This is a genomic window from Nocardia sp. 852002-20019_SCH5090214 (genome assembly GCF_001665865.1).
GTDB classification, from domain to species: Bacteria; Actinomycetota; Actinomycetes; order Mycobacteriales; family Mycobacteriaceae; genus Nocardia; species Nocardia nova.
The window spans coordinates 19,685-42,879 of record NZ_LZMK01000409.1 but is presented as its reverse complement, the minus strand read 5'-3'; the positions used below and the strand labels follow the sequence as shown (position 1 = coordinate 42,879).

The window sequence follows — 23,195 nt, the reverse complement described above, 5'->3', positions numbered from 1 at the left end:
TCAGGTGCCCGCGTAGACGCCTTCGACGAATTTCGCGATCTCGTCGTCGCTGAGGTGGCGTGCGATATCCGCCTCGCTGATCATGCCGACCAGCCGCTTGTTCTCGATGACCGGTAGGCGCTTGATCCGGCGCTCTTCCAATTCGTGCAGAACGTCGTGAACATCCGTATCGGCGTCCACCCACCGTGGCGTCCCTTCACACAGCGAGGCGCAGGTCGCCGTCGCCGGATCACCGCCGGTCGCAAGGCATTTCACCACGATGTCGCGGTCGGTGATGATTCCGCACAGCCGCTCGTTCTCATCGCTGACCGGTAGAACTCCGACGTCGAGCCGGCGCATGAGCCGGGCAGCGTGCTCGACGGTATCGGTCCGTGACACCCACGCGGCACCCTCGTGCATGATCTGCTTGGCTGTGGTCATCGTTTTCTCCTTTCGAGTATGGGCAGTTCTCCACCCTCCACCGATGCACGGAAGGCCGGAAGAGAACAAAGTCCCGATGAGCACGCGAGGTGGGATCGACGACAATGCCCGCCGGTGTCACGACACGACGGGCATTGCGGTTATTTGGTTATGCCTGTTCGAGGACGGGCCTGCGTCGATCATGCACCACCGAGAATCCGACGTTTCACGTCTCGTGGTGGCTCGGCCCGAATCTGCTGACCGAACCACCGTCTCGAGCAAACACCGAGCGTGCCCGGCACCGTCAAGGATTCCATCGAGAGCACCGGGCGGGAAGTGCCGAAAGTCCCACGAACCTCTCTCTGCCGGCGTGCACCGTCCCTGGCGGCCGGCCGGTTCAGGGCAACGGAGCGGTCCAGGTGATGCGGGTGCCCGGCCCGCGGGGACCTGGCCGGGTGGCGGGCCCGTAGTCGAAACTGCCGCCGGCGTCGCGGGCGCGGTCGGCGAGGTTGGCCAGACCGCTGGCGGTGAGGTCGGTATCGGCCGGAATGCCGATGCCGTTGTCCTCGACGGTGATGGTGAGTGCGTCGTCGACGGTGACGTCGAGGGCTAGGGTGTCAGCGTCGGCGTGGCGGACGGTGTTGCTGACGGCTTCGGCGACAACGGCTTCGGCGTGATCGGCCAACTCGGGCGGTACCGCGTCGAGCGGACCGGTGAATCCGGTGGTGACGTGCAGCCCCGCGGGCTGGGCGTGGCCGCGGACGATGTCGGTGATGCGCTGGCGTAGCCGGGTGGGGCCGGTGTCGGCGTGGAGTTCGTAGATGCTGCCACGGATGTCGGTGATGACCTGCTGCAGTTCGTCGACGGCGTCGGACAGGCGCTGCTGGACGTCGGGACGGTGGCTGTAGCCGACGGCGCCTTGGAGGGAGAGTCCGATCGCGAAGACCCGTTGGATGACATGATCGTGCAGGTCGCGCGCGATGCGGTCGCGGTCGGCTAATACGTCGAGCTCCCGGACGCGCTGCTGCATCCGAGCCGCATCCAACGCCAATGCCGCCTGCCCGGTGAATCCTTTACACAGTTCGGCGACCTCAACGGAATAGGCCGGCTGCTCTGCGGAGCGGGCGCAGACCAGCACGCCGAGTGCGGTGGCGCCGGTGTGCAGGGGTAGCAGCAGGACCGGTCCGTCTCCGAACAACGCGCTGTCGCTGCGGTCGATGCGGGGACTGCTGGTCGTTTTGCCGTCGCGGAAGACCTCGGAGATGCTGTCGGTGACCGGGATTCGCCGGTCGAGTCGAGTGTCCGGTCCGGCCCAGTGGGTGATGTGCAGTTCGGTGACTTCCTCGGCGGGAACGTCCGGGTCGACGCTGATAGCGATCCAGGCCCGCTCGGAGCAGGTCAATTCCCGCGCTCGCTCGACAACGTGGCCCAGCACGGTGTCGGGATGGGCGGCGGCGAGGAATTCGGTGGTCAACTCCGAGGTCGCGGCGATCCACCGATGGCGAAGCTGCGCGGATCCGAACAGCCGCGCATTGTCGACGGCGATGCCGGCGGCGGACCCGAGAGCGCTGAGGACGACCTCGTCGTCGGCGGTGAACGGCTGGCCGTTGGTCTTCTCGGCCAAATAGAGGCTGCCGAAATTCTCGCCGCGGATGCGGAGCGGCACACCGAGGAAGCTGTGCATCGGTGGATGATGCTCGGGAAATCCCACCGATTCCGGATGCCGGGCGAGGTCGTCGAGACGCAGCGCTTTCGGGTCGGTGAGCGTGACTCCCAGCACTCCGCGCCCGCGTGGCAGGTGCCCGATCCGGGCGACGGTCTCGGCGTCGATGCCTTCGTGCACGAATCGGGCCAGTGTGCCGTCGGCGCCCAGCACACCGACCGCGCCGTAGCGGGCGCCGACCAGCCCCTTGGCGGCGTGCACGATCGCACGCAGGGTGTCGTCGAGATTCAGGTCGGCGGTGACGGCCAGCATGGCCTCGACCAGGTTGTCGGTCTGGTCGCGGGCACTGATGACGTCCTCGACCCGGTCGCGCAGCTCGGACAGAACCGTGTGCAGTTGCAGCTGCGACAGCGCGTCACGCGCCGCGACACTGCCCACGATCGCGCGCTCGCTCCCGTTGTTGTCAGACGGCCCGCCGCCCATGGCGGCCACCTCCCTCGTGACCCTGTACCCGAAGTCGAAACGCCTATGTTCCATACCGGTGCGCTACCTGTAGCGTAAACCGATCCGAGGGCTCTCGAGGCGCCGGGCGATCACTGTTGTAATGAGGGCGCTACGGCATGTGGAGTGTCCGGTTCATCGTCGGTGAGGGTGAAGTAGTTTTCCTCTTCCTGCAGGAAGTGCAGGTGCAGCAGAGCGTGCAGGCCGTAGAGGCAGGCGAGCAGATCGTCGACCTGGTCCGCGGCGATGTGACCGGTGGAACGGGCCAGTTGTAGATGAGTGCCGATGCGCGTGGTCAGTCGCTGGATCTCGGCGTGGGTGCGGCTCATCGTGGCCGTGGCTTCGCTGCTGCCCAGCGGCCCGGCCAGCTTCGGATACAGCTGGGTCTCCTCGGCGGTTTCGTGCGGAAGCAGCCGGTCGACCAGAAATGTGTAGGCCTCCTCGACCGCGGCCAGCGCCGTGGGATCGGAGTGCTGGGCGAGCCGGTCGGCGGAGGTCCGCAGCAGGCTGAGCGTGTCGCGCAGTTCGTCGTGCTCACCGGCGAAGCGATGCAGCAGCCGGCCGGTGTCGGCAGGCAGCTGGGCGCGCGCGGCGGGACTACCGCGAAGCGCGCGCAGCGCGTTGACGATGACCGCGACATCGATGGCTTCCTGAAGCAGCGCGCCGGCCGCCGGCGGGAGCCACCCCAGCGCCGCGATGACCATGGCCACCAGCGACATGCCCATGCCGGCCACAGCGCTTTGCACCGCGATGCGGCGTGACCAGCGCGCGGTGTCCATCGCGTCGGCGAGCCGGTCGAGGCGGTCGGTGGCCAGCACGATATCGGCGGCTTCCGACGAGGCGGTCGAGCCGCGCGCTCCCATGGCGACTCCGACGGTGGCCGCGGCCAGCGCCGGGGCGTCGTTGACGCCATCGCCGACCATCACGGTGGGCGCGGCCTCGCGTTCACGTTGTACCGCATGCACTTTGTCGGCGGGGCTCTGACCGGCGTAGACCTCGTCGAGTCCCAGGACGGTACCCACCTCACGGGCGGGCTCGGGCCGATCACCGGTCAGCATCACCAGCCGGTTCAACCCGGCCTGCCGCAGGCGTCGCACCGTGCGCGGCGCGTGGCGGCGTAGCGGGTCGCGCAGCAGTATCGCGGCGGTGAGCCGGTCGTCGACGGTGATCCACGCGATCGCCGCCGAGTCCAGACTCGCCTGGTTGACCACCGCGCGCGCCCAGTCGGCGGTAGTGGCGGTATCGGGTAGTTTCCCGACCTCGATGCGGTGACCGTCGACGACACCGCGCACTCCGCGCCCGGCCTGCTCGGTGACATCCGAGGGCAACGACAGCACCAGATTACGGGCCAGCGCCTCGGTGACGATCGCTTCGGCCAGCACATGCGGTGACAGTTGGTCGAGGGAGGCGGCGAGCCGCATCGCCTCGGCGGAGTCGGCGCCCGGGGCCGCGACCACCGCGGTGACCACCGGCCTGCCGGCGGTCAGGGTGCCGGTCTTGTCCATCACCAAAGTTGTTGCGTGCCCGAGGTTTTCCAACGCGCCGCCGCTGCGGATGATCACCCCGTGCCGCGAGGCACGCGACAACCCCGACACGATCGCCACCGGCGCGGCCAACAGCAACGGACACGGCGTCGCCACCACCAGCACCGCTACCGCCCGTACCAGCGAGCCACTGAACACCCAGGCGCCCGCCGCCACGAGCAGCGTCAGCGGAAGGAACCACGCCGCATAGCGGTCGGCCAGCCGGACGACCGGCGCGTTCTCCGCACCGGCTTCCTGGGCCAGTCGCACGATCCCGGCGTAGGTACTGGCCTCGGCAGTGGCGGTGGCACGCAGTTCGAAGGTCGCGCCCGCGTTGACCACCCCGGAGCGCACCGGCTCCCCGATCTCGCGTTCGACCTGCAGCGGCTCCCCGGTCAGCACCGACTCGTCGAGGACAGCGGCGGGACCGATGATCCGCCCGTCGACCGGGACCACCTCACCGGCCGCGACGACCACGACGTCGTCGACGGCTATGTCGTCGAGCGCGACCGTGGTGACCTCACCCCCGACGCGGCGACGTGCAGACCGTGGTGCGTGCTCGAGCAGCGCCCGCAAATCGTGGGAGGCCCGCCGTTCCGCGGCGGCATCCAGGGTGCGGCCGGTGGCCAGCATCACCGCGATCAACGCACCCGCCAGATACTCGCCCACCACGAGCGTGCCGACCAGCGAGAGCACCGCGATCAGATCGACCCCCGCGCGTCCCTTCACCACGGTGGCCACCATCCACCACACCGCCGGCACGATCGCCACCACGGTCGCCGCGATCCAGAACCCGTCCGCCACCCCGGAAGACCCTGCGGCCCAAGCGATCAGCCCACCGAACAGTGCGACAGCCACCACCACCAGCAGTGCCGGCTCGACCCACCGCCGAACCCGACCTGCCCAGCTGGCTGTCGCGGAGTCCTGGGCAACCATCGGCGTCTCCTCTCCCGGGTGGTCGTCCTCGTCGACCTCCCTGCGCGCACACTGCTCGGCCGGCACCTGCGCACGCGCTTCTTCGCGCAGGCTCGCCGCATCTCAACGATCGAGCATCGACGCGGGCACGGAGCAGAGGACGAGGAATCCCGGCAACGGGTACAACGTCACAGAACGGACAGCCGTTGCCGGGCACGGGCGGTCAGCGCAGATAGGACATGACGGTCATCATTCCGGCTTCCTGGTGGTAGGCGTTGTGGCAGTGCAGCATCCATTGGCCAGGGTTGGTGGTGTCGAGATCGGCTTCTATCGTTTGCATGGAGCCGACGATGACGGTGTCCTTGCGTGGCCCGTATCCCGCCGCGGTGCGGAGTTGGAATGTATGGCCGTGTAAGTGCATCGGATGAAACATCGTGGTCCGATTGGTGAATCGCAGCCGGATCCGCTGCCCCGCGGTCACGTCGAGGGGTGCGCGGTGGTCATAGGTTCGGCCGTTGAGGGTCCAGATGTATCCGCGATTGTCGGCGCCGAGGGCGACGTCGAGAGTGTGGTCGGGATTTTTCTGCCGTAGCCGGGCGCTGTCGATGGCGGTGAGCCGGTCCGCGGTCAGCGGAGCAGCGGCGAGCTCGGCCGGACGCACATCCGATGCGGGTGCGGCGCCGCCGCCGGTGCGGATGAGCGCGAACCCCTGCCCCGCTTTACCCTCGGCCGCGGCGACGAGAGGAAGGACGCCATCGGCGAGATCGACGATCGCATCGTAACGTTCGCCCATGCTGATGAGCAGGCTGTCGGTGGTGGTCGGCACAACGGGGTAGCCGTCGGTGTGGGTGACCCGTAACCGGTGGCCTCCGACAGCGACGCGGAAGGCGGTATCGGCGGCGGCGTTGATGATTCGCAACCGCATCCGCTGACCGGGCTTGCCGGAAAGGGTGACCGGGTCGGTGCCGGTGCGGCCGTTGATGAGAAAGTACGGGTAGTCCTTGACGTCGCCGGCGTCGCTGCCGAGCGGATTGTTCGGGTCGGTGGGCATCGACATGCCGCCCATGTTCATCCCGCTCATTCCGCCCATATTCATGCCACCCATGCCACTCATGCCGCCGGCCTGTAGTTGCTGCAGTTGTTTGTCGGGTGTGCGGCCGCCGATACCGTCGAGCCAGTCGTCGAGGACGATGACGGCCTCGGTGTCGTAGTCGCGGCCGTCGGCGGGGTCTTCGACGATCAGCGGCGCGTACAGCCCGCGGTCGAGTTGCAATCCGACGTGCGGATGGAACCAGTACGTCCCGGAGTCGGGGGTGGTGAACTCGTAGCGAAAACCGCTGCCCGGGGCGATCGCGGGCTGAGTGATGTCGGGACTGCCGTCCATATCGTTGCGCAGCGCGATGCCGTGCCAATGGATCGTGGTCGGCGCGGGCAACGGGTTGGTGACCTCGGCGCGCAGGACCTCGCCGCGAGCCACGCGGATCTCCTGGCCGGGCAGCCGGCCACCGTAGGTCCAGGTATCGACCTGAACCCCGCCGAGATCGACAGTGGTGGGTTGGGCGCGCAGGTTCACCTGCCGGACCGGGGCGTTCGGGGTGCGGCGCGCGGCCTCGGCGGCCGTCACCTCGGCCGAATCGGGAAGGACGAGGTCACGGCGGGGTTCGGGATTGTTCGAGCAAGCTGCCACCGCGGCCGCCGCCGCTGTGCTCGCGGTGAGTGCGAGAAAGCGGCGCCGGTTCAGCGGTGCCGGAGACGAAGAGTGACTGGGCGACATGAGCGCTCCTGTAAGAGTGAGAACTGCCGATGACACGGGTCGACGCAGTCGAGGCCCGGCCCCTCGCGGGTTCGGGCACGACTGCGACTTGTCAGACCCGTAGGACCGACGGTTCTGCCAGGCCAGGTGCCGGCCACGCCCGGCGGATGCGCCGCCACCCCGGTACCCCGAACCTACACCCCGGGGGTATAGCCACGATCAGAACACCCGACGCCACAGGACTGAGAACTCGATAGGAATACCGCGTCCAAAAGTGTTGTGGCAGTAGTTCTCCCAGGCCAAGGCTGTGCGACCCTCGCCCGGCCGTGTGCTCGACAGCAGGGAATGTCTCGGCCGGCTGCGTCCCACCATACGAGGCGCGGTCAGTGTCGTTTCCTGCCCCGCCGAGAGGTGAGCCTGCGGCTGACACCGCGGGCCGAAGGAGCGCGCCGGTGTGTCGAGGCAGGGGCGCGGCGACCGGCGATACGGGCGCCCACCAGCAACGCAGTGATGGCGACAAGACCGACCACGGTCATCAACCTGTTCACATCGACAGCCGGTTGCCAGGTGAGCCGGCCGTCGCGCAGCACGTACATGCCGACGGGTTTGGCCCCGACTCCGAACCCGCCGCCCGACCCTTCCGAGCCCTCTTTATCGGTGCCGCCCCCGGCGCCGCCACCGCCGGAGACCGCCGCCGCTTCGATCAACGTGATCCCGTCTCGCTCCACGGGCTCGGAAAACACCCGCCGCACCGTCATGGATTCCTTCGCGGCGTTGACAATGTCGTCGACCTTCATCGCATGTCCTATCCGGATCTCGACTCCGAACCGCACTCGCGGCCCTGCCCTCCAGTCTCGGCAAGCGCATATTCGAATGGAGGGGCCGATGGTCCCGGATAGGCACGACTTCCAGACGACGACTTCTGCGGTCGATCCGTCCCGCGTCGCGGAACTTCCCGGATCCGGACGCAGTACACGGCGACTTCGGCCGAGAACTCCATCGGCTTCCGGCGAGGCCCGATGCAGGCCGGGTGGGGCACACTCAGCGGGCGGGTGCGGTCAGGCCGTTGTGCAGGATGGCGGCGACGAAGCCGGGGGCTTGGCGTGCGCCCATGTGGCCTTCGAGGGTGAGTTCCCAGGCGGTCTCGGCCAGCCCGCAAAATGTGGAGGCCAGCCAGGTCGCGGGCATATCGGCACGCAACCGGCCGGCCTGCTGGCCGGCGGCCATCACCGCGACGGTGCGGGCGAAGATCGTCTCGGCGCGGGCGGTGGCATCCGGTGCGCCCAGCACGTCGGGTTCGACATACACCAGGTTCCACAGCTGCGCGAAAGGTACAAATCCAGCGACGAGCGCGGCGAGGGCCTCGTCGGCGAAACCGTCCGGCGCCTCGACGCCGGCAAGTGTTCGATCGCAGTCGTCGAGGATCTTGGCGGTCATGGCCCGCACGAGTATCTGCCGGGTGGGGAACATGCGGGTCAGGGTGGCGCGGCTGATCCCCGCTCCGGCGGCGATGACCTGCATGGACGCTCCGCGGTTCTTGGCCAGGACCGGGATCGCCGAGTTCAGCACCTCCGCAGCATCGGTACGCATCGTTAAGCGAACTCCGTAAGTCTCTTTTGACACATCAGTGTCTCAGTATATTCTTTTGCGTATCAGTATTTCACTACGACGTCGTGACGACCGGGACCCCGGGCGAAGTCCGCGACAGATTGGCTCGGGGACCTGACCATGGACCGTCGCCGCTTCCTGCAGACGACCGGCCTGGCGGCGCTGGGCATGCTGGCGCCGGCCGCCTGCGACGACAATTCCCACCCAACGGGAGCACGGCAGCGGGTGATCGTCGTCGGCGCCGGCATCGCGGGACTGGCCGCGGCCCGCACCCTGGCCGACCGCGGCTACGACGTCGTGGTCCTCGAAGCGCGCGACCGCGTCGGAGGCCGGATCCACACCAGCCGGCAATGGCCGGATGTGCCGGTCGATCTCGGCGCGTCGTGGATCCACGGCGTCGACGCCAACCCCATCACCGAGCTGGCTCGCAAGGCCGGTGCCGGCACCGTCGCGACCAGCTACGACAATGGCACCGACTACGCCGCCGACGGCCGCCGGCTCGACGAGGACCGGTCCGAGCAGCTGAAGCATTGGCGCGGCGTGATCGCCGAGGCCCTCACCGATGCCCAGGACGAGGCCGGCGACAACGACGAGGCGCCGGATGCGGCGCTGCGGTCGGTGGCCGAGCGTGCCGTGGACTGGCCCGCACTGGCGCCGCCGGATCGGGAACTGGTGGCGGCGGTGCTCAACGACTACGAGCACGAGTACTCCGGCAGCGTCGACGACCTGTCGAGCCTCTACTTCGACGACGACAAAAGGATCACGGGCACAGACGTCCTCTTTCCCGGCGGATACGGCACGATCACCGACTACCTCGCCACTGGGCTTGCGGTGCGCACCGGTGACGGTGTCACCCGCATCGACTGGAACGACACCGGTGCCACCGTCACCACCGCGACCGGCACGTTCACCGGCGACCGGGTGGTGGTCACCCTGCCGCTGGGCGTACTGCGCAGCGGTGCAGTCGAATTCGGGCACGAGTTGCCCGCCGACAAGACGGCCGCGATCACGAAGCTCGGCATGGGCGTTCTGGACAAGTGCTATCTGCGTTTCCCTGCCCAGTTCTGGCCCGACACCGATTGGCTCACCTACATACCGGGTCTGGACAAGGCCGGCCGATGGGGACAGTGGATCAACTACTCGCGTGCCGCGAATCAGCCGATCCTGTTGGGATTCAACGCCGCCGACTTCGGCCGCACCAGCGAAACCTGGTCCGACACCGATCTCGTCGCCACCGCGATGGACACCCTGCGTACCATCTACGGCCCCGGCATCCCCGCACCCATCGACCACCAGATCACCCGCTGGTCGGCCGATCCTTTCGCTCACGGGTCCTACTCGTTCAACAGACTCGGCTCCACCCCCGAGATGCGCGACCAGCTCGCCGCGCCTGTCGACGACCGCGTGTACTTCGCCGGCGAAGCCACCGACCGCGGCTCCTTCGGCACAGTCCACGGCGCCTACAACTCCGGGCTACGGGCGGCCGAGGAGATCACCGGCTAGTCCTGCCCTATCGCGACAGGAGCACGGGGTCCCACTGCTTCGACTGCCGACTTTTGTTTGCTCAATCGTCGCCACATTGTGGGATACGCTAGCCACCAACGAGAAGCTCACTCGTTTTGTCTGATTGCCAGAGGCGAGCTAGCGGATGGTGTGCGGCGCATGAGCGAGGACGATCCATTCCCGACGTCTCCCGCATCGCCGTCGGTGCGCGGTCATCGCACCGGAAGGCTGCCGCTGGAAATGACCAGTTTCGTCGACCGGCGCACGGAGCTGGCGGAGGTGAAGAATCTGCTGACCTCGGTCCGAACCGACAGCCGTACTGGATCAACCGGATCGAGCGCGAGCAACCCAACCTGCGCGAGACACTCGAGTTCACCCTGACCGAGAACACCGAACATGCAGCCGCGGCCGGCCTGCAGATCACCGCTGGGCTCCTGATGTTCTGGATCTTTCGCGGGTTGTACGGCGAAGGCCGGCACTGGATCGATCGGGCCGTCCACCACCCCGCCGCACAACTCGCGCACGACCGGCTCAGAGCGCTGCACGCCGGGAGCATCCTCGCGGCGCTGCAAGGTGACTTGGACGCTGCGACCGCTCTCGCCGAGCAAGCACGCGGACTCGCCGCACAGCACTCCTCACCCGCCGACCGAGCCCTCATCTGTTTCGCGGACGGACTACTGGCGATGGACCGCGGCGATCTCGATTCGGCCTCCCGCGATCTCCGGCACGCCGTCGACGCCTCGGAATCGAATCCGCGTCGCTACCCTCATGTTTCGGCGTTGAGCGCGCTCGGGTGGGTGGATATCGTGGCCGGCCGGACCGAAGAGGCCATCGAGCGCTACGGCCGGCTTCTCGCCGTCACCGAGGGCTGCGGCGAATCGTTCCACCGGACGAACGCGCTGTGGGGCGTGGGCGTCGCCCACTGGCAACTGGGGCAGCGGTCCCAGGCGATCGAGGTCCTCGAGGAGGCACTACGAGTCAACCGGCGTATACGCAACGCGGCCGTGGCCGCGGTGAGTACCGAGGCGCTGGCCTGGGTTGTGGGCGCGGACGGTGATGCCGAGCGCGCGGCCACCCTGATGGGAGCCGCGGACGAACTCGGGCGCCGGGTGGGCACACTCGCCGGCATTGCCCCGGACCTGGGACGACGCCACGAGGAATGCGTGCGCCGAACCCGAGCCGACCTCGGAGCGCGCGGCTTCGATGCCGCGTTCCGGCGCGGTCGAGCGATGAGGATGGACGAAGCTGTCGCCTATGCGCTGCGCGAGCAACTTCCCGACACGGGGCCACACTCGGGCTCGAGCCCGGCATTGACCAGACGTGAGCGCGAGGTCGCGAAACTCGTCGCCCAAGGCCTCACCAACAAACAGATCGCAGCGAAGTTGGTGATCTCGTTGCGGACAGCCGAAGGCCACGTCGAACATATTCTCACCAAGCTCGGATTCGGTTCACGCGCACAGATCGCCGCCTGGATCACCGAGGATGCCGAGTGACCGGCGCGACCATAACCACGCACTATCCGGTGTCCCCCGTTCGGGACGCGCTCGGTGGTTTCATCGGCCACCAGCTTTTTCCACGCAGCAGGGTCGCGATCGCCGGAACTGTCAGGGTTCGAACGACGAAGGTGTCGAGCAGCAGTCCGCAGCCGACGATGAATCCGCATTGAATCATGAAGTCGATCGACCCGAACATCATCCCGAACATGCTGGCAGTGAAGATGATTCCCGCCGAGGTGATGACGGAGCCGGTGCCGGCGACGGTGCGCAGGACCCCGACACGCACGTTGCGGGTCGACTCCTCGCGGAGCCGGGACACAAGGAGCATGTTGTAGTCCGCGCCGACCGCGACGAGGATGATCAGCGCGATCAGCGGTACACCCCATGCGATGTCGTCGCCGAATCCGTACTGGAACACCAGGACGCCGAGGCCGAGCGCGGCGAAATAGTTCAGTACGACGGTGCCCAGAAGATAGAGCGGGGCGACGACGGCGCGCAGCATCAGCACCAGAATGATGCCGACGATCGCCAAGGTCGCAATGGCCAGGTGGGTGAAGTCGGCCGACATCAGCTGTTGCAGGTCGGAGACCACTGCGGAGAAGCCGGCGACGGAGACGGTGGCGTCGGCCAGCGAGGTATTGGGCCTGGCGGCCTCGGCCGTCCGGATGATCGCGCGATCGAGGGCCACCGCGTCAGCGGAATACGGATTGTAGGGGGTTTCGACGGCGAATCGTGCGGTGCGGCCGTCGGAGGAAATGAAATGGCGTGCCATATCGCTGAATTGGCGATCGTCGAGCGTGCTGGGCGGGAGATAGAAACCGGCGGCCGCATCCGAACCCTCGGTCGCATGCGCCGAATCCCGCAGTTGCGCAGCGATCCGGCCCATGCCGTCGAGCAATTCGACGTTGCTGTCCGCGAGCGTGTGCACGCCGACCGCCAGCGCTCGGGCACCGGAGGCGAGTCGGCCGACACCGTCTTGGAGGCGGTTGATCTCACCGGCGAGATCGGCGGGGTCACCGACCGCGCCGAGGGCCTCCCGCATGGACTCGGCAGCATTCTGGACTGTGGCGAGCGTGCTGGTGACAGCAGCACCGGAGCCGAGCTGATCCCCCAGACCGGCTATCCGGTCGAAGAAACCGGAGTCGTTGAGCGACACCAGCATTCGGACCTCGTCGCGCACGTGCGCGCACTGCGGTGCGGCGGCGCACCATGGTGCATTGTCGAGGGTCGCCGCAAAGCCGGCGATCACCGGAATCGCGGTAGCCGCCTGGCGGGCCAGGGGCTCCAGCCCCGCGCCGGCTCGCACGGCGTTGTCGAGGGCGGGTGCGGTGACTTGGAGTTGTTTCAGCACGTCTTGATAGTCCTGCAGCTGCCGGCCCGCGTCGCGAGCCTCACTCACCATCCCGGCCAGCGGTGTCAGCGTGGCGCGCAGTGCGGTGTCGAGTTGACCGAGGCCGGTGGAGAGTTGGTCGGCGCCGTCGGTGAGCGCGGCGAGATCCTGCTCGTGGCCCTGCCCGCGAGCGGCGGCGGCGGCCATATTGTTGCCGATTTGGGCGTTCTGCCAAGACAATTGGGCTTGGTCGAGCCGTTTGCCGGCAGGACGGGTGACACCGGATACGCGCGTAACTCCGGGGAGCTGGGCCACCCGGGAGGCCATTTCGTCGAGATCGGCCAGACCTTTGGCGGTGCGCATATCGCCACCGGAGTGCACCAGCAGGTACTCGCCGATGACGCTGTCTTCGGGAAAGTGCCGATCCAGCAGGCGATAGCCCTCGTTACTCGGCGTGTCGGCAGGCTGGCTGGCCCGATCGTCGTAGCTGATGGTCATGGTGGCCGCGACACCGGCGAGGGCCAGCAGCGCCACCAGGCTGACGGCCAGCAACGGCACCGGCCGCCGGACGACCGCTACGGCTACCCGGTTCCAATATCGGCGAGACAGGTCGGCGCGGGGCTCGGCGAGACCACGGCCGGCGGCCAGCGACAGAATCGCCGGCAGCACGGTGACGGAGGCCAGGAATCCGATCAGAACGGAAACGGTGCAGGCCGGCCCGATCGCGGCGAAAGCGCCGAGGTGAGCGAAAACCAGTGCGGCGAACGCCAGCGCGACCGTGGCCGCCGAGGCGAGGATGACGCGGCCGATGCTGCCGGTCGCGTGGCTGATGGCCGGTTCCGGGGCGATGCCTCGTCGTCGCTGTTCGTGATAGCGGCTGACCAGGAAGACGGTGTAGTCGGTGCCGGCGCCCAACAGGATGACGGTCATGAAGTCGATGGTGAATTGCGAGACCGGCAGGCCGAGTTCACCCAGCCCCGACAGGACTCCACGGGCGACGGCGACGCTGATACCGATGACCAGCACCGGCAGCACGGCAGTGAACACCGACCGGTAGACCAGCAGCAGGATGAGCCCGATGAGTACGGAAGTAGCCACGGTGATGAAGATCAGGTCGTGCTCACCGGCGGCGACCCCATCGGCGTAGGTCGCGGGCGGACCGGTGACCCGGGCGGTGGTCGGCGATTGCGCGAACACCGACGCCACGGTCGCGCTGACGGCATCGACCGATTGGGTCGCCTTGGGTTCGCCGAACGTGCCGGCGATCCCTACGGGCAGAAACCAGGCTTTCCCGTCCTTGCTCACCGACTGGGTTCTGGTCGTCGGATCGGCCAGCAGATCCTGCACGAGCAGAACGTGTGTCGTGTCGGCGCGTAGCGCGGCGACCAGTGTGTCGTAGCGTTGCCGCGCCGCAGGGGTCAGCCCGGACGGGTCCTCCATCGCGACAACTATCGAGGTCTTCGCGCCCTGCTCGTCGAATGCCGCCGCCATCCGATCAGCAGCCTGGAAGGACGCCACATCCGGGGGCACCAGCTGGACCGACTGGTGACGCACGACGGTCTCCAGTTGCGGGAACGCGATCGCGAGAACGACGGCGACGCCCAGCCACGCCCCGATCACCAGAACTTTGTGCCCCATGGCGAACCGGCCGATCGCCGCGAGACGGGGGCTGAATTCGCCGGTGCGCACGACCGGCACGCGCTTCATCGGGCCGATTTCCCGTTCAGGCCCAATCGCCGCCTCCACCCGCCGCCGTCGATCAGCCGGATCGCGAGTTCGATGAGGTCGCTCTTGAAGGGCGTGTAGGGAAACCACAGCAGTTGGTTCAGCGGTTTCACCGTCATGCGCGGTGAGGTCACCGCCTGCGGGCGGCAATATTTGACGATCCCCTCGGCGCCACCGTTGCGTCCGCCGATACCGGACTCCCCCCAGCCGTGCATGGGCAGCGGGAAGCACAACAGATGCGCCTGAACATCATTGACGTCCACGGCACCCGCGCGCAGCCGCGACGCGATGCGCTCGCCACGACGCCGATCGCGGGTCCACACCGACGCCGACAACCCGTAGGTGCTGTCGTTGGCCAAGGCGACGGCCTCGTCTTCGGTGTCGAAGGCCATCACCGGCAGTACCGGTCCGAAGGTCTCCTCGCGCATCACCGCCATGTCGTGGTTCACGTCGACGAGCACGGTCGGCGCGTATCCGGTCGTCTCTCCCTCCGGCGCGCCGCCGATCAGCACCCGCGCCCCGGCGGCGACCGCCTCGCCGACGTGGCGCTGCACGATCGTCAGTTGCTCAGGCGTCGTCAGCGGACCGTAGTCACGGCCCATGCGCAGCCTCGCTACCTCGTCGACCAGCAGCCGGACGAAGTCGTCGTAGACCGCGGAATGGACGTACACCCGCTCGATCGAGGTGCACATCTGCCCGGCGTTGGCCAGCCCGCCCCACGCAATCCCCTTGGCGGCGTAGGAGAGAGCGGCGTCGGGCAGCACGATCGCCGGATCCTTTCCGCCCAGTTCGAGCCCGAAGGGAACAAGGCGCGCCGCGGCTTGCGCAGCCACCGCTCGGCCCGTTCGCGTCGATCCGGTGAACTGGACGTAATCGACGGCCGCCACGACCGCTTCCCCGGCACTTCCGCTTCCCGTGACGGCGTCGAGCACCGGCGGGGCGCCGATGTCGCTCCACCCTCGGACCAGTTCGAGCACCGTCATAGGCGTGTTTTCCGAGGGCTTCACCACGACCGATGCACCGGCCAGCAGAGCCGGGATCACGTCGAGCACCGCTTGGGCCAGCGGGAAATTCCACGGCGTGATGACGCCGACGACCTCGTAGGGGCGATGGTCGATCCGCAGCCGCTTCAATGCGGTGAGCGGTCCGTGCGGCGCCGGGGCCGCCGGGGCCAGAAATCGTTGTGCCCGGGCGGCGTAGTAGCTCATGTTCTCGACGGCGATGGCCACCTCGAGCCTGGCCTCGGCGAGAGGTTTGCCGGACTCGTCCGCGATCGTGCGCGCGAGATGCCCGGCATTGTCCAGGACCCGATCCCGCAGACGTGAAACCCATTTCGCGCGCTGTTCGACCTCCAGCCTCGCCCATGCGGGCTGCGCGGCTCGCAGCCGTGCGACGGTGTCGGGCACAGCGTCGGCCTGCTCTCGAAACTGCCGTAGCTCGTTCGCGCCGATCGGGCTCGACAGCGGGATCGGGCCGTCGGAAGACGTCACATCGCTCTCCTGGGAATGGTCGAGGTCATTCACGGCATGTCCTTCAGCTTCGCCCGCACGACCTTGCCGGTGGGATTGCGTGGTAGCTCGTCGACGACCACGATCTCGCGCGGCACCTTGTATCGCGCCAGGTTCGCCTTGACGTAGGCCTTGATCTCCTGCTCGTCGACAACCGAGCCGGATGCGGGAACGATGAAGGCGCGCAACCGTTGACCGTATTCCGGATCGTCGACTCCGACCACCGCCACATCGTCGACGTCCGCACGCGCCGCGAGCAGGTTCTCGATCTCGAGTGGATAGACGTTCTCGCCGCCGGAAACGATCATGTCGTCGTCGCGGCCATCGATGTGCAGCAGCCCGGACTCGTCGAAATGACCCATATCGCCGCTGGACAGGTAGCCGTCGATGCAGTCCTTGTGGCGGCCGTCGGTGTATCCCTCGAACGGTGCGCTGGTCCGTACGAAGACGCGCGCCGAGACGTGCGGTCGGGTAACCCGGCCGCCATCCGCGTCGAACAACGCGATCTTCGAGGTCACCGGTGGCCGCCCGACAGTGCCCGGCGCCGAGCGCAATTCATGTGGCTGGGCGATGGTGGCGATCCCGACCTCGGTCGATCCGTACAGGTTGTACAGCACCTCACCGAAGGTGTCCTGAACGCGGGTGGCGAGTTCGGGCGACAGCGGGGATCCGGCGACCAGGATGGCCTTCAATGCCGACAGGTCGTAGCGCGCGCGGACCTCCGGCGGCAACGCCAGCAACCGGTGCAGCATGGTCGGCACCGCGACCAGCAGTTGTGCGCGATGTTCGGCGAGCGCGCGCAGCGTCGCCTCGGCGTCGAACCGGCGCATCACCACCGTCCGGTTGGCCAAGGCGGTGGCCACGGTCCAGGTCGCGAACCCCGTCGAATGAAACAGCGGCGACACGATGACCACCGAGCCGCGTCGCGGGAACGGGATACGGTCGACCAGCAGAGCACTCAGCAGCGGCGTCACCTTGGTGCGCGGCGCACCCTTCGGCAACCCGGTGGTGCCGCTGGTCAGCACGATGAACCCGCCGGGTCGCTCCGGTGGCGCGGGACGTCGCCGGTGGCCGGTGGCGATCAATTGGTCCAGAGTGCGCGTTCCCGGCGGTACCTGATCTCCGGTATCGACCCAGGTGACGATGCGCGATATGTGTTTCGGCAGCGCGGCGAGCAATTCGCTGAATTCGCTGTCGTACAACATCGCTCGCACGTTCTCCCGCCGCGCCACCTCCGCGAACTGGGGTTCGGCGAAGCCGGTGTTCATCAGCGCGAGGCGAAAACCGGCCCGCCCGGCCGCGCTGATCGCCAGCACCAGACCACGGTGGTCCCGGGCCAGTACACCGACCACGGAGCCGGACGGAATGCCTTGCGCGAGCAGCGCATTGGCCAGCGCATTCGACTGCTCGTCGAGTTCGCGGTAGGTGAGCATCCCACGTTCATCCGTCAGCGCGGGCGCGTCCGGATGCTCCTCGGCGCCCTTCATGATCATGGTTGCCGCCGAGCCGTAGGACTTGTTGCCACGCACGGTCGCGAGCAGCCGATCAGGCCGGCGCAGATCCACGACGCCGGTCTGCTGCAACCGGACCACCGCCCGCAACGTCTCCACGCCATCGGCGAGGCGCGAGGTCGGCACCGGAACCTTCGGAATTGTCATGACACCCTACTCGAGTAGTTTTTCGTCACGGATCGGCGGGCGCCCCGGGCCCAGCACGGCGACGACCATCGGCTATGCCTTGCGCTGTTCGAGCTGACGCAGCAGTCGCTGCAGGCTCCGGTCGCGCAGCAACTGGGAATCCAGCACCGGATTGACGGCTCCACGCAGCCACCCGTACTGCTGCCAGCCGGCCGGCGCGATGGTGGACGCGGCCCGGGATTCGATGCCGTCGACGAGCGAGCGCGCCGCCTGCTGCGGGGTGATCCGGCGGTTGAGCGGCCAGGGAAGTTTGGCGTCCAATCCACGCCCCAGTTCGTCGGCATCGAGAGTGTCGTGCGTCATGGCGGTCTGCACGACGCCGAAGTACGCGATCTGCGCCGTGGCGCCGTGCAACGCCAACTCGATGCGCAACGCGCGACCGAGTTGCTCGACCCCGGCCTTGCTGATCATGTACGGCGAGCCCCCCGCGCCCGGCGAGAACGCCGCGGCCGACGACACCACGACCATATGCCCCCTGGCGGCGACGATCGGATCGATCGTGGCACGGACGGTGTTGTAGACGCCGGTCAGGTTGATGCCGATCACCCGGTCGAAATCGGAATCGTCCATCATCCGGATGGTCGCCGGCGTGGGGGCGACACCGGCATTCGCGACCACCACGTCCAACCCGCCGAACCGCTCCTGCCCACGTTCGGCGGCCGATCGCAATGCCGCACGGTCGCGCACATCGGCAGCGACTCCCAGCGCGCGGCTGCCGACGGATTCGGCGGCGGCCCGCGCGCGGTCGGCGTCGACGTCCACCAATACGATCGACGCGCCGCGCTGGTGCAGCAGGCGGGCCGCTTCCAGGCCGATGCCCTGCGCGGCGCCGGTGACCAGCGCCGTTTTCCCGCTCAACGCGAAGGTCTTCGGCCGGTGCAACAACGGGGTCATGCGAACTCCTCGGAATCGGATGTGGAAACGATCACCGCGATGCTGCGCTGACGGTCGATGCCGGGGCTCGAACGACGTGGTAGTCATCGAGATTCAGCTTCCGCGTACGGTGGGCGAACTGCGCCGCGTAACCGGGCCAGAACGCGACGATGCGGCCGGTGCTCCCGATGTAGTAACTCCGACAGCCGCCGGTGGCCCAGACCGACCTGCTCAACTGCCGGTCGATGCGGGCGATGAATTCCCGCTGCACCCCGGGCTTGACGTCGATGCTGGCGATGCCGGCCCGATCGGCCTTGCGCAGCGCGTCCACGATGTAGTTGAGCTGCGCCTCGATCGTCACCACCGCCGAGGTGTACGGGGCGGAGTTGGGACCGAGGACGATGAACATATTCGGCAGTCCGCTCACCGTGGTCCCCAGATACGCCTTCGGATCCTCGGCCCACAGCTGTGCCAGACTCACGCCGTCGCGGCCGATGATCCGCTCCCCTATCGGGTGATCGTTGATCCGGAATCCGGTGCCGTAGATGATGGTGTCGACGTCATGGTGCACACCGTCGCGGGTGATGATGCCGGTGGCGTCGATCCGCTCGATGCCCGAGGTGATCACGTCCGCATTCGAGGCGGCCAGTGCCGGATAGTAGGTGTTGGAAAAGGTCGGCCGCTTGCAGCCGAGCCGGTAGTCCGGGGTCAAGGCTTCCCGCAGCCCGGGGTCGGCGATGCTGCGGTGGATATTCCACCGCGCCGACTTCTCCAGCCCCACAAGAAGATCGGGATATTTGGCGAACGGCGGCACCAGCGATTCGAACAACACCGCCAGCGCTTGCCGGGAACTGCGCTGCGCGCCCGGCACTTTCCGCCACAGCCCACGCGTCAGCGGGCTCGTCGGGCGATCGGGATGCGGCATCACCCAGATCGGAGTCCGCTGGAAGACCGAGAGATGGTCGACCTGCGGTTGGATTCGCGGGACGAATTGGACGGCCGAGGCGCCGGTTCCGATCACCGCCACCCGGCGGCCGGTCAGATCGTGGCCGTGCTCCCAGTGCGCGGAGTGGAATGTGGTGCCGGCGAATGTCTCGATACCGGGAAATTCCGGAATCGATGGAGCGCTGAACGGGCCGAAGCCCGCGATCACGAACTGCGCGTGGATCACCCCGGCGTCGGTGTGCACGACCCAGTGCTGGGCGTTCTCGTCCCAGACGCACTGCTCGACCTCTCGGCCGAAACGGATATAGGGCAGCACCCCGTACCGCTCGGCCGTCCGGCGCAGATACGCCTGGATTTCGGCCTGCAGCGGATACAACCGGGTCCATTCCGGATTCGGCGCGAACGAATACGAATACAACAGCGACGGGACATCGACCTGGGCCCCGGGATAGGTGTTCACCTGCCAGGTGCCACCGACATCCGATTCGCGTGCCAGGACGACGAAATCGGTGATCCCGTTGTCCAGCAACTTGATCGCCGCGCCGAGTCCGCCGAAGCCCGCGCCGATCACCAGCACCCGCACCCGTTCGGGTATGCCTGCGGGCTGCTCGCGAATATCTGCATTCGCACCGGTCATCCTCTTACTCCATCTTTCGTGAGATCGTCGGCCGAACCCGAAAACCTTTGTGTCCCTGCGATACCGGACTCGAACGTCAGCTCGCCGCCGCCTCGGCAGCGGCCAATATCGCGTCGGTGTAGCGACCTACCGCACGCAAGGCGATATGCGCTTCGGGGACCAGCGCCGGCATCATCTGGAAGACATGTGTTTGATCCGGCCACACCTGCAGGTCGCAGTGCGCGCCGGCGGCGCGCAATCGGTCCGCCAATTCCACCGCGTCCGCCGCGAAGAACTCGGCGCCGCCGTATTGGATCAAGGTCGGCGGCAGGGCGCAGCCGGGTTCGATGCACAATTCGACGGGATCGACGGTGAAGTGGCGCACCGCTTTCACCGACAAGGCATGAGACAGGAATGCGTCGCGGCTGCGCCCGACCGCGGCGCCCGCGAGGCCGAGTCCCAGATCTGCCATCGGGGAGAACAGCACCATCCCCGCGGGAGCGGGTGCGCCGCCTCGCGCGTTGGCGACGACGAAGTCGGCCGCGAGGAACCCGCCGGCCGAATCGCCCGACACGATGATCCGGTCCGGTTCGTACCCCTGGTGTAACAGCCACCGGTACGCTGCGGCCACGTCGTTCTGCGCCGCGGGGCTCGGATGTTCCGGGGCCAGCCGGTAATCGACGACGAATACCGGCAACCGGGTGGCCATCGAGAGTCGTGACGCCACACCGCGATACCCTCGCGCCGATCCGGCCACGAACCCACCCCCGTGGACGTACAGAATCGCCCCCGGGCGGTCCGTCGCACTCGTCGCGCGCACCCAGTCCGCGTGTACCGATACTCCGTCCACCTCGGCGCGCACATGATCGACCGTCGTACCGTCCAGTGCCGGAGCGACCCTGCGCATCACCTGGTCGACGATTCTGCGAGCTACCGGCAGGGTTCGATCGTCCACCGGCGCCACAGCCGCGACCGGCTGGATGGTCGCGGACGCCACTGCTCGCAGCGCGCGGGACCGTCGTGAACCACGGGCCCTCACAGTTGCGTGCCGTTCCGCGCTGCGGACAGGTCACCAGAGCGGCCGCGGTCGGTCAGCGACGGCGCTTTCCTGATCTCACCTGCGTGCCTCATTGCACTCCTGCCATGTTGGATACGATGGTATCCTACATAGTAGGATATGATCGTTGTCAACATCTCGGGTCGAGAGACCCGCAGCGAAGACCGACCCGGCGCCGGCACTCGCAGGCTCGCTGCCGACACGGATGAGCCGCAACGGCGGTGGCCGAGCGGGCGATACCCCCGATTCCGCGGCGCGCATCGGAAGACGGCCCGGTCCCGGCGCCTGCCGACGGGAACGCATCCGAGCGCCGCACCCCGCGCACAGAAGGTTGGCACCGATATGGCCGAATCCCGGAATTATCTGCGCGAAACGCCCGACGAGCGTCGCCGGCGCCGCAAGGAAGCGCTGATCGACGCCGCGTTGACCCTCATCCATACCGGCGGATTGTCCGCCCTCGGCGTCCGCAACGTGATCGCTGAGTCGAAACTGTCCAGTCGCTACTTCTACGAAAACTTCACCGACACAGATGATCTGCTGGTCGAGACCTTCCACCACGTCGCGACCGAACTCCTCGAAACCGGTATGGCCGGCCTGTACGCAACACAGCTGCCCGACCCGGGAGCAGCGTCCGGGGAAGAGATACTCGAGCGCTTCCGCCAAGGTCTCGATGCCGTATTGGGCGCCCTCGAAGAGGACCCCCGAAGGGCAGCACTCATAGCCGCCGTCACCGCGAGCAGGCCCCCCATCCGCCAGGAGCTGCAACAACTCGTCCGCCTGGTTGCCACCGTGATCACCGACGATGTCAACGCCGCGAACATCGGATTCGACGACGCCAGCGCTCTGTACATCGCCGGCGGACTCGTCCAGCTGGCCATCGCCCACATCTCCGGCGACCTCCGGATCGGCCGGCCCGAGCTCGTCGAGCGGCTGGCGCGCCTGACCTACGGCGCGCTGACAGCTTCCGCGGCCGACCGCATCGGCTGACCGATCGGGAATTCGGCGGGTGCGACCTACCGCGCCTCGCCGGCCGCACAGAGAACCGAACCGCGAGGCGGTCCGGAACGGATCGGCTCGCGGTTCGTCGTCAACGTTCCCGAAATGTGTGATCAGCAGCGACAGCGCGTGGCGCCGCGGTCAGTTGCCGCCGCGCAGCGGCAGCCGGCGGGCCGCCTTGATCGCGGGCGTCACGAGCCGGCCCGCCTTGACCATCGCCTTGAACGCCAGACTGGTGTCGCTCGGCATCAGCTTCTGGATCTGCAGCAGTTCGAACGGGTCCCACAGCGTTTCGCCCCGAACCACCTTGTGGCTCACGGGGTCCAAGTGGTACCGGTCGACGGGGTACCCCTGAATGTATGCGCCGGTCCCGGGGATCGCGGGCGAGCCCGGGGTGAACGGATACATCCGCAACGGATAGTCCCAGTGCCCGCACCCGACGTAACGGCCCATGAAGATGACCTCCCCCTTGGGCGAGACCTGCAGGGACACCTCGCCCGGGATCAAGTAGTACGCCAGATCCGGAGCCGCGTCGTAGAACGCCTGGTTGTAGTCGATGAACGCCTGCACGCCATACATCGTCCGGCCGAACGACAGCGGGTCCTTGTACTCGCAATTCTCGGCGACGGTCGCGCGCACCAGATCCTCGTTGACGCCCCCGCTCCACGCCGACCAGTACTTCTTCAGCCATTCGAGCACCCACATCACATCCATGCCGAGACGCTCGGTGTAGAACGCGCACTGCGCTTCGACGTCGTCGAAAAGCTGATGCGTCATCCGCTGCAATTCCTGCTCGCCGACAGTCTGCACGGGCGCCGACCGGTTGCCCTGAACGAAGGGCGGCATCGGCTTGGCGATACTCAATCGGCGCAGCGCCTGCTGAAACCTTGCTTCGTAGTCGGCCGGTTCGGCCTCGTTCTGCTTGCCGGCTGTCTTACTGGTTGCCATGAGTCCCAGATCTCCTTCATCCACATTGATGTGCGCGGTTCAGCCCACGTTGCGCGCCCACGTCGTGTAGAGAGCAAGTGGTCCACTGATCGCGATGTAAGACACGCTCGTAGTCAAGAACTGAGCGTAGTTGAGTCTT

The 23,195-nt window shown here is 67.5% G+C and carries 17 protein-coding genes; 3 read left to right on the top strand and 14 right to left on the bottom strand.

The genetic code is table 11. From position 1 onward, the window contains the following. From A5780_RS34390 to A5780_RS34365, 6 genes are all read right to left on the bottom strand, one after another. Positions 1–420 carry a CBS domain-containing protein gene (locus A5780_RS34390; protein ID WP_064903845.1) on the bottom strand — a complete coding sequence of 140 codons (420 nt, stop codon included), beginning with the start codon at positions 418–420 and terminating at the stop codon, positions 1–3. Positions 421–796: 376 nt separating this feature from the next. Further along, positions 797–2,545 carry a GAF domain-containing sensor histidine kinase gene (locus tag A5780_RS34385; protein ID WP_064903849.1) on the bottom strand — a complete coding sequence of 583 codons (1,749 nt, stop codon included), beginning with the start codon at positions 2,543–2,545 and terminating at the stop codon, positions 797–799. A 110-nt stretch (positions 2,546–2,655) separates the two neighbouring features. Next, positions 2,656–5,022 carry a heavy metal translocating P-type ATPase gene (locus A5780_RS34380; RefSeq protein WP_064911135.1) on the bottom strand — a complete coding sequence of 789 codons (2,367 nt, stop codon included), beginning with the start codon at positions 5,020–5,022 and terminating at the stop codon, positions 2,656–2,658. A gap of 202 nt (positions 5,023–5,224) precedes the next feature. Next, positions 5,225–6,775: a multicopper oxidase family protein gene (locus A5780_RS34375; protein ID WP_064911134.1), complete on the bottom strand. Its 1,551-nt coding sequence runs from the start codon at positions 6,773–6,775 to the stop codon at positions 5,225–5,227. 362 nt (positions 6,776–7,137) lie between these two features. Then, entirely contained in the window at positions 7,138–7,551 is a 414-nt protein-coding gene (locus A5780_RS34370; protein ID WP_064911133.1) for a spore germination protein GerW family protein, read from the bottom strand. A gap of 244 nt (positions 7,552–7,795) precedes the next feature. After that, the gene (locus A5780_RS34365; protein ID WP_064911132.1) at positions 7,796–8,344 is read right to left on the bottom strand and encodes a TetR/AcrR family transcriptional regulator; all 549 of its coding nucleotides are present in this window, start codon (positions 8,342–8,344) and stop codon (positions 7,796–7,798) included. Positions 8,345–8,482: 138 nt separating this feature from the next. Here A5780_RS34365 and A5780_RS34360 point away from each other — a divergent pair, with 138 nt between their 5' ends. Then, entirely contained in the window at positions 8,483–9,865 is a 1,383-nt protein-coding gene (locus A5780_RS34360) for an NAD(P)/FAD-dependent oxidoreductase (RefSeq protein ID WP_064911131.1), read from the top strand. Positions 9,866–10,077: 212 nt separating this feature from the next. On the opposite strand, the gene A5780_RS42325 is transcribed toward A5780_RS34360, so the two are convergent. Next, the gene (locus A5780_RS42325) at positions 10,078–10,410 is read right to left on the bottom strand and encodes a hypothetical protein (RefSeq protein WP_231983188.1); all 333 of its coding nucleotides are present in this window, start codon (positions 10,408–10,410) and stop codon (positions 10,078–10,080) included. On the opposite strand from A5780_RS42325, the gene A5780_RS34350 reads away from it, so the two are divergent. Continuing rightward, the gene (locus A5780_RS34350) at positions 10,303–11,358 is read left to right on the top strand and encodes a LuxR family transcriptional regulator (RefSeq protein ID WP_082976890.1); all 1,056 of its coding nucleotides are present in this window, start codon (positions 10,303–10,305) and stop codon (positions 11,356–11,358) included. The two genes, A5780_RS42325 and A5780_RS34350, sit on opposite strands and share 108 nt — an antisense overlap. A gap of 22 nt (positions 11,359–11,380) precedes the next feature. Here A5780_RS34350 and A5780_RS34345 read toward each other — a convergent pair whose 3' ends face one another. The 6 genes from A5780_RS34345 to A5780_RS34320 form a co-directional block, all read right to left on the bottom strand. Continuing rightward, complete coding sequence (locus A5780_RS34345) at positions 11,381–14,398, bottom strand: MMPL family transporter (RefSeq protein ID WP_082976896.1); 3,018 nt, start codon at positions 14,396–14,398, stop codon at positions 11,381–11,383. Then, positions 14,395–15,906, bottom strand: coding sequence for an aldehyde dehydrogenase family protein (locus A5780_RS34340; protein WP_231983186.1), 1,512 nt, complete (start codon positions 15,904–15,906; stop codon positions 14,395–14,397). The genes A5780_RS34345 and A5780_RS34340 overlap by 4 nt, the downstream gene beginning before the upstream one ends. Before the next feature lie 29 nt (positions 15,907–15,935). Then, positions 15,936–17,582 carry an AMP-binding protein gene (locus A5780_RS34335; protein WP_064911127.1) on the bottom strand — a complete coding sequence of 549 codons (1,647 nt, stop codon included), beginning with the start codon at positions 17,580–17,582 and terminating at the stop codon, positions 15,936–15,938. Between the two features lie 72 nt (positions 17,583–17,654). Next, positions 17,655–18,515, bottom strand: coding sequence for a short-chain dehydrogenase/reductase (locus tag A5780_RS34330; RefSeq protein ID WP_064911126.1), 861 nt, complete (start codon positions 18,513–18,515; stop codon positions 17,655–17,657). Positions 18,516–18,546: 31 nt separating this feature from the next. After that, complete coding sequence (locus A5780_RS34325) at positions 18,547–20,076, bottom strand: NAD(P)/FAD-dependent oxidoreductase (protein WP_064911125.1); 1,530 nt, start codon at positions 20,074–20,076, stop codon at positions 18,547–18,549. 76 nt (positions 20,077–20,152) lie between these two features. Continuing rightward, complete coding sequence (locus A5780_RS34320; RefSeq protein ID WP_082976889.1) at positions 20,153–21,052, bottom strand: alpha/beta hydrolase; 900 nt, start codon at positions 21,050–21,052, stop codon at positions 20,153–20,155. A 402-nt stretch (positions 21,053–21,454) separates the two neighbouring features. Here A5780_RS34320 and A5780_RS34315 point away from each other — a divergent pair, with 402 nt between their 5' ends. Continuing rightward, complete coding sequence (locus tag A5780_RS34315; RefSeq protein ID WP_064911124.1) at positions 21,455–22,099, top strand: TetR/AcrR family transcriptional regulator; 645 nt, start codon at positions 21,455–21,457, stop codon at positions 22,097–22,099. Between the two features lie 150 nt (positions 22,100–22,249). On the opposite strand, the gene A5780_RS34310 is transcribed toward A5780_RS34315, so the two are convergent. Next, positions 22,250–23,056, bottom strand: a complete 807-nt coding sequence (locus A5780_RS34310) for a hypothetical protein (RefSeq protein ID WP_064911123.1) — start codon at positions 23,054–23,056, stop codon at positions 22,250–22,252. Positions 23,057–23,195: the final 139 nt, after the last annotated feature.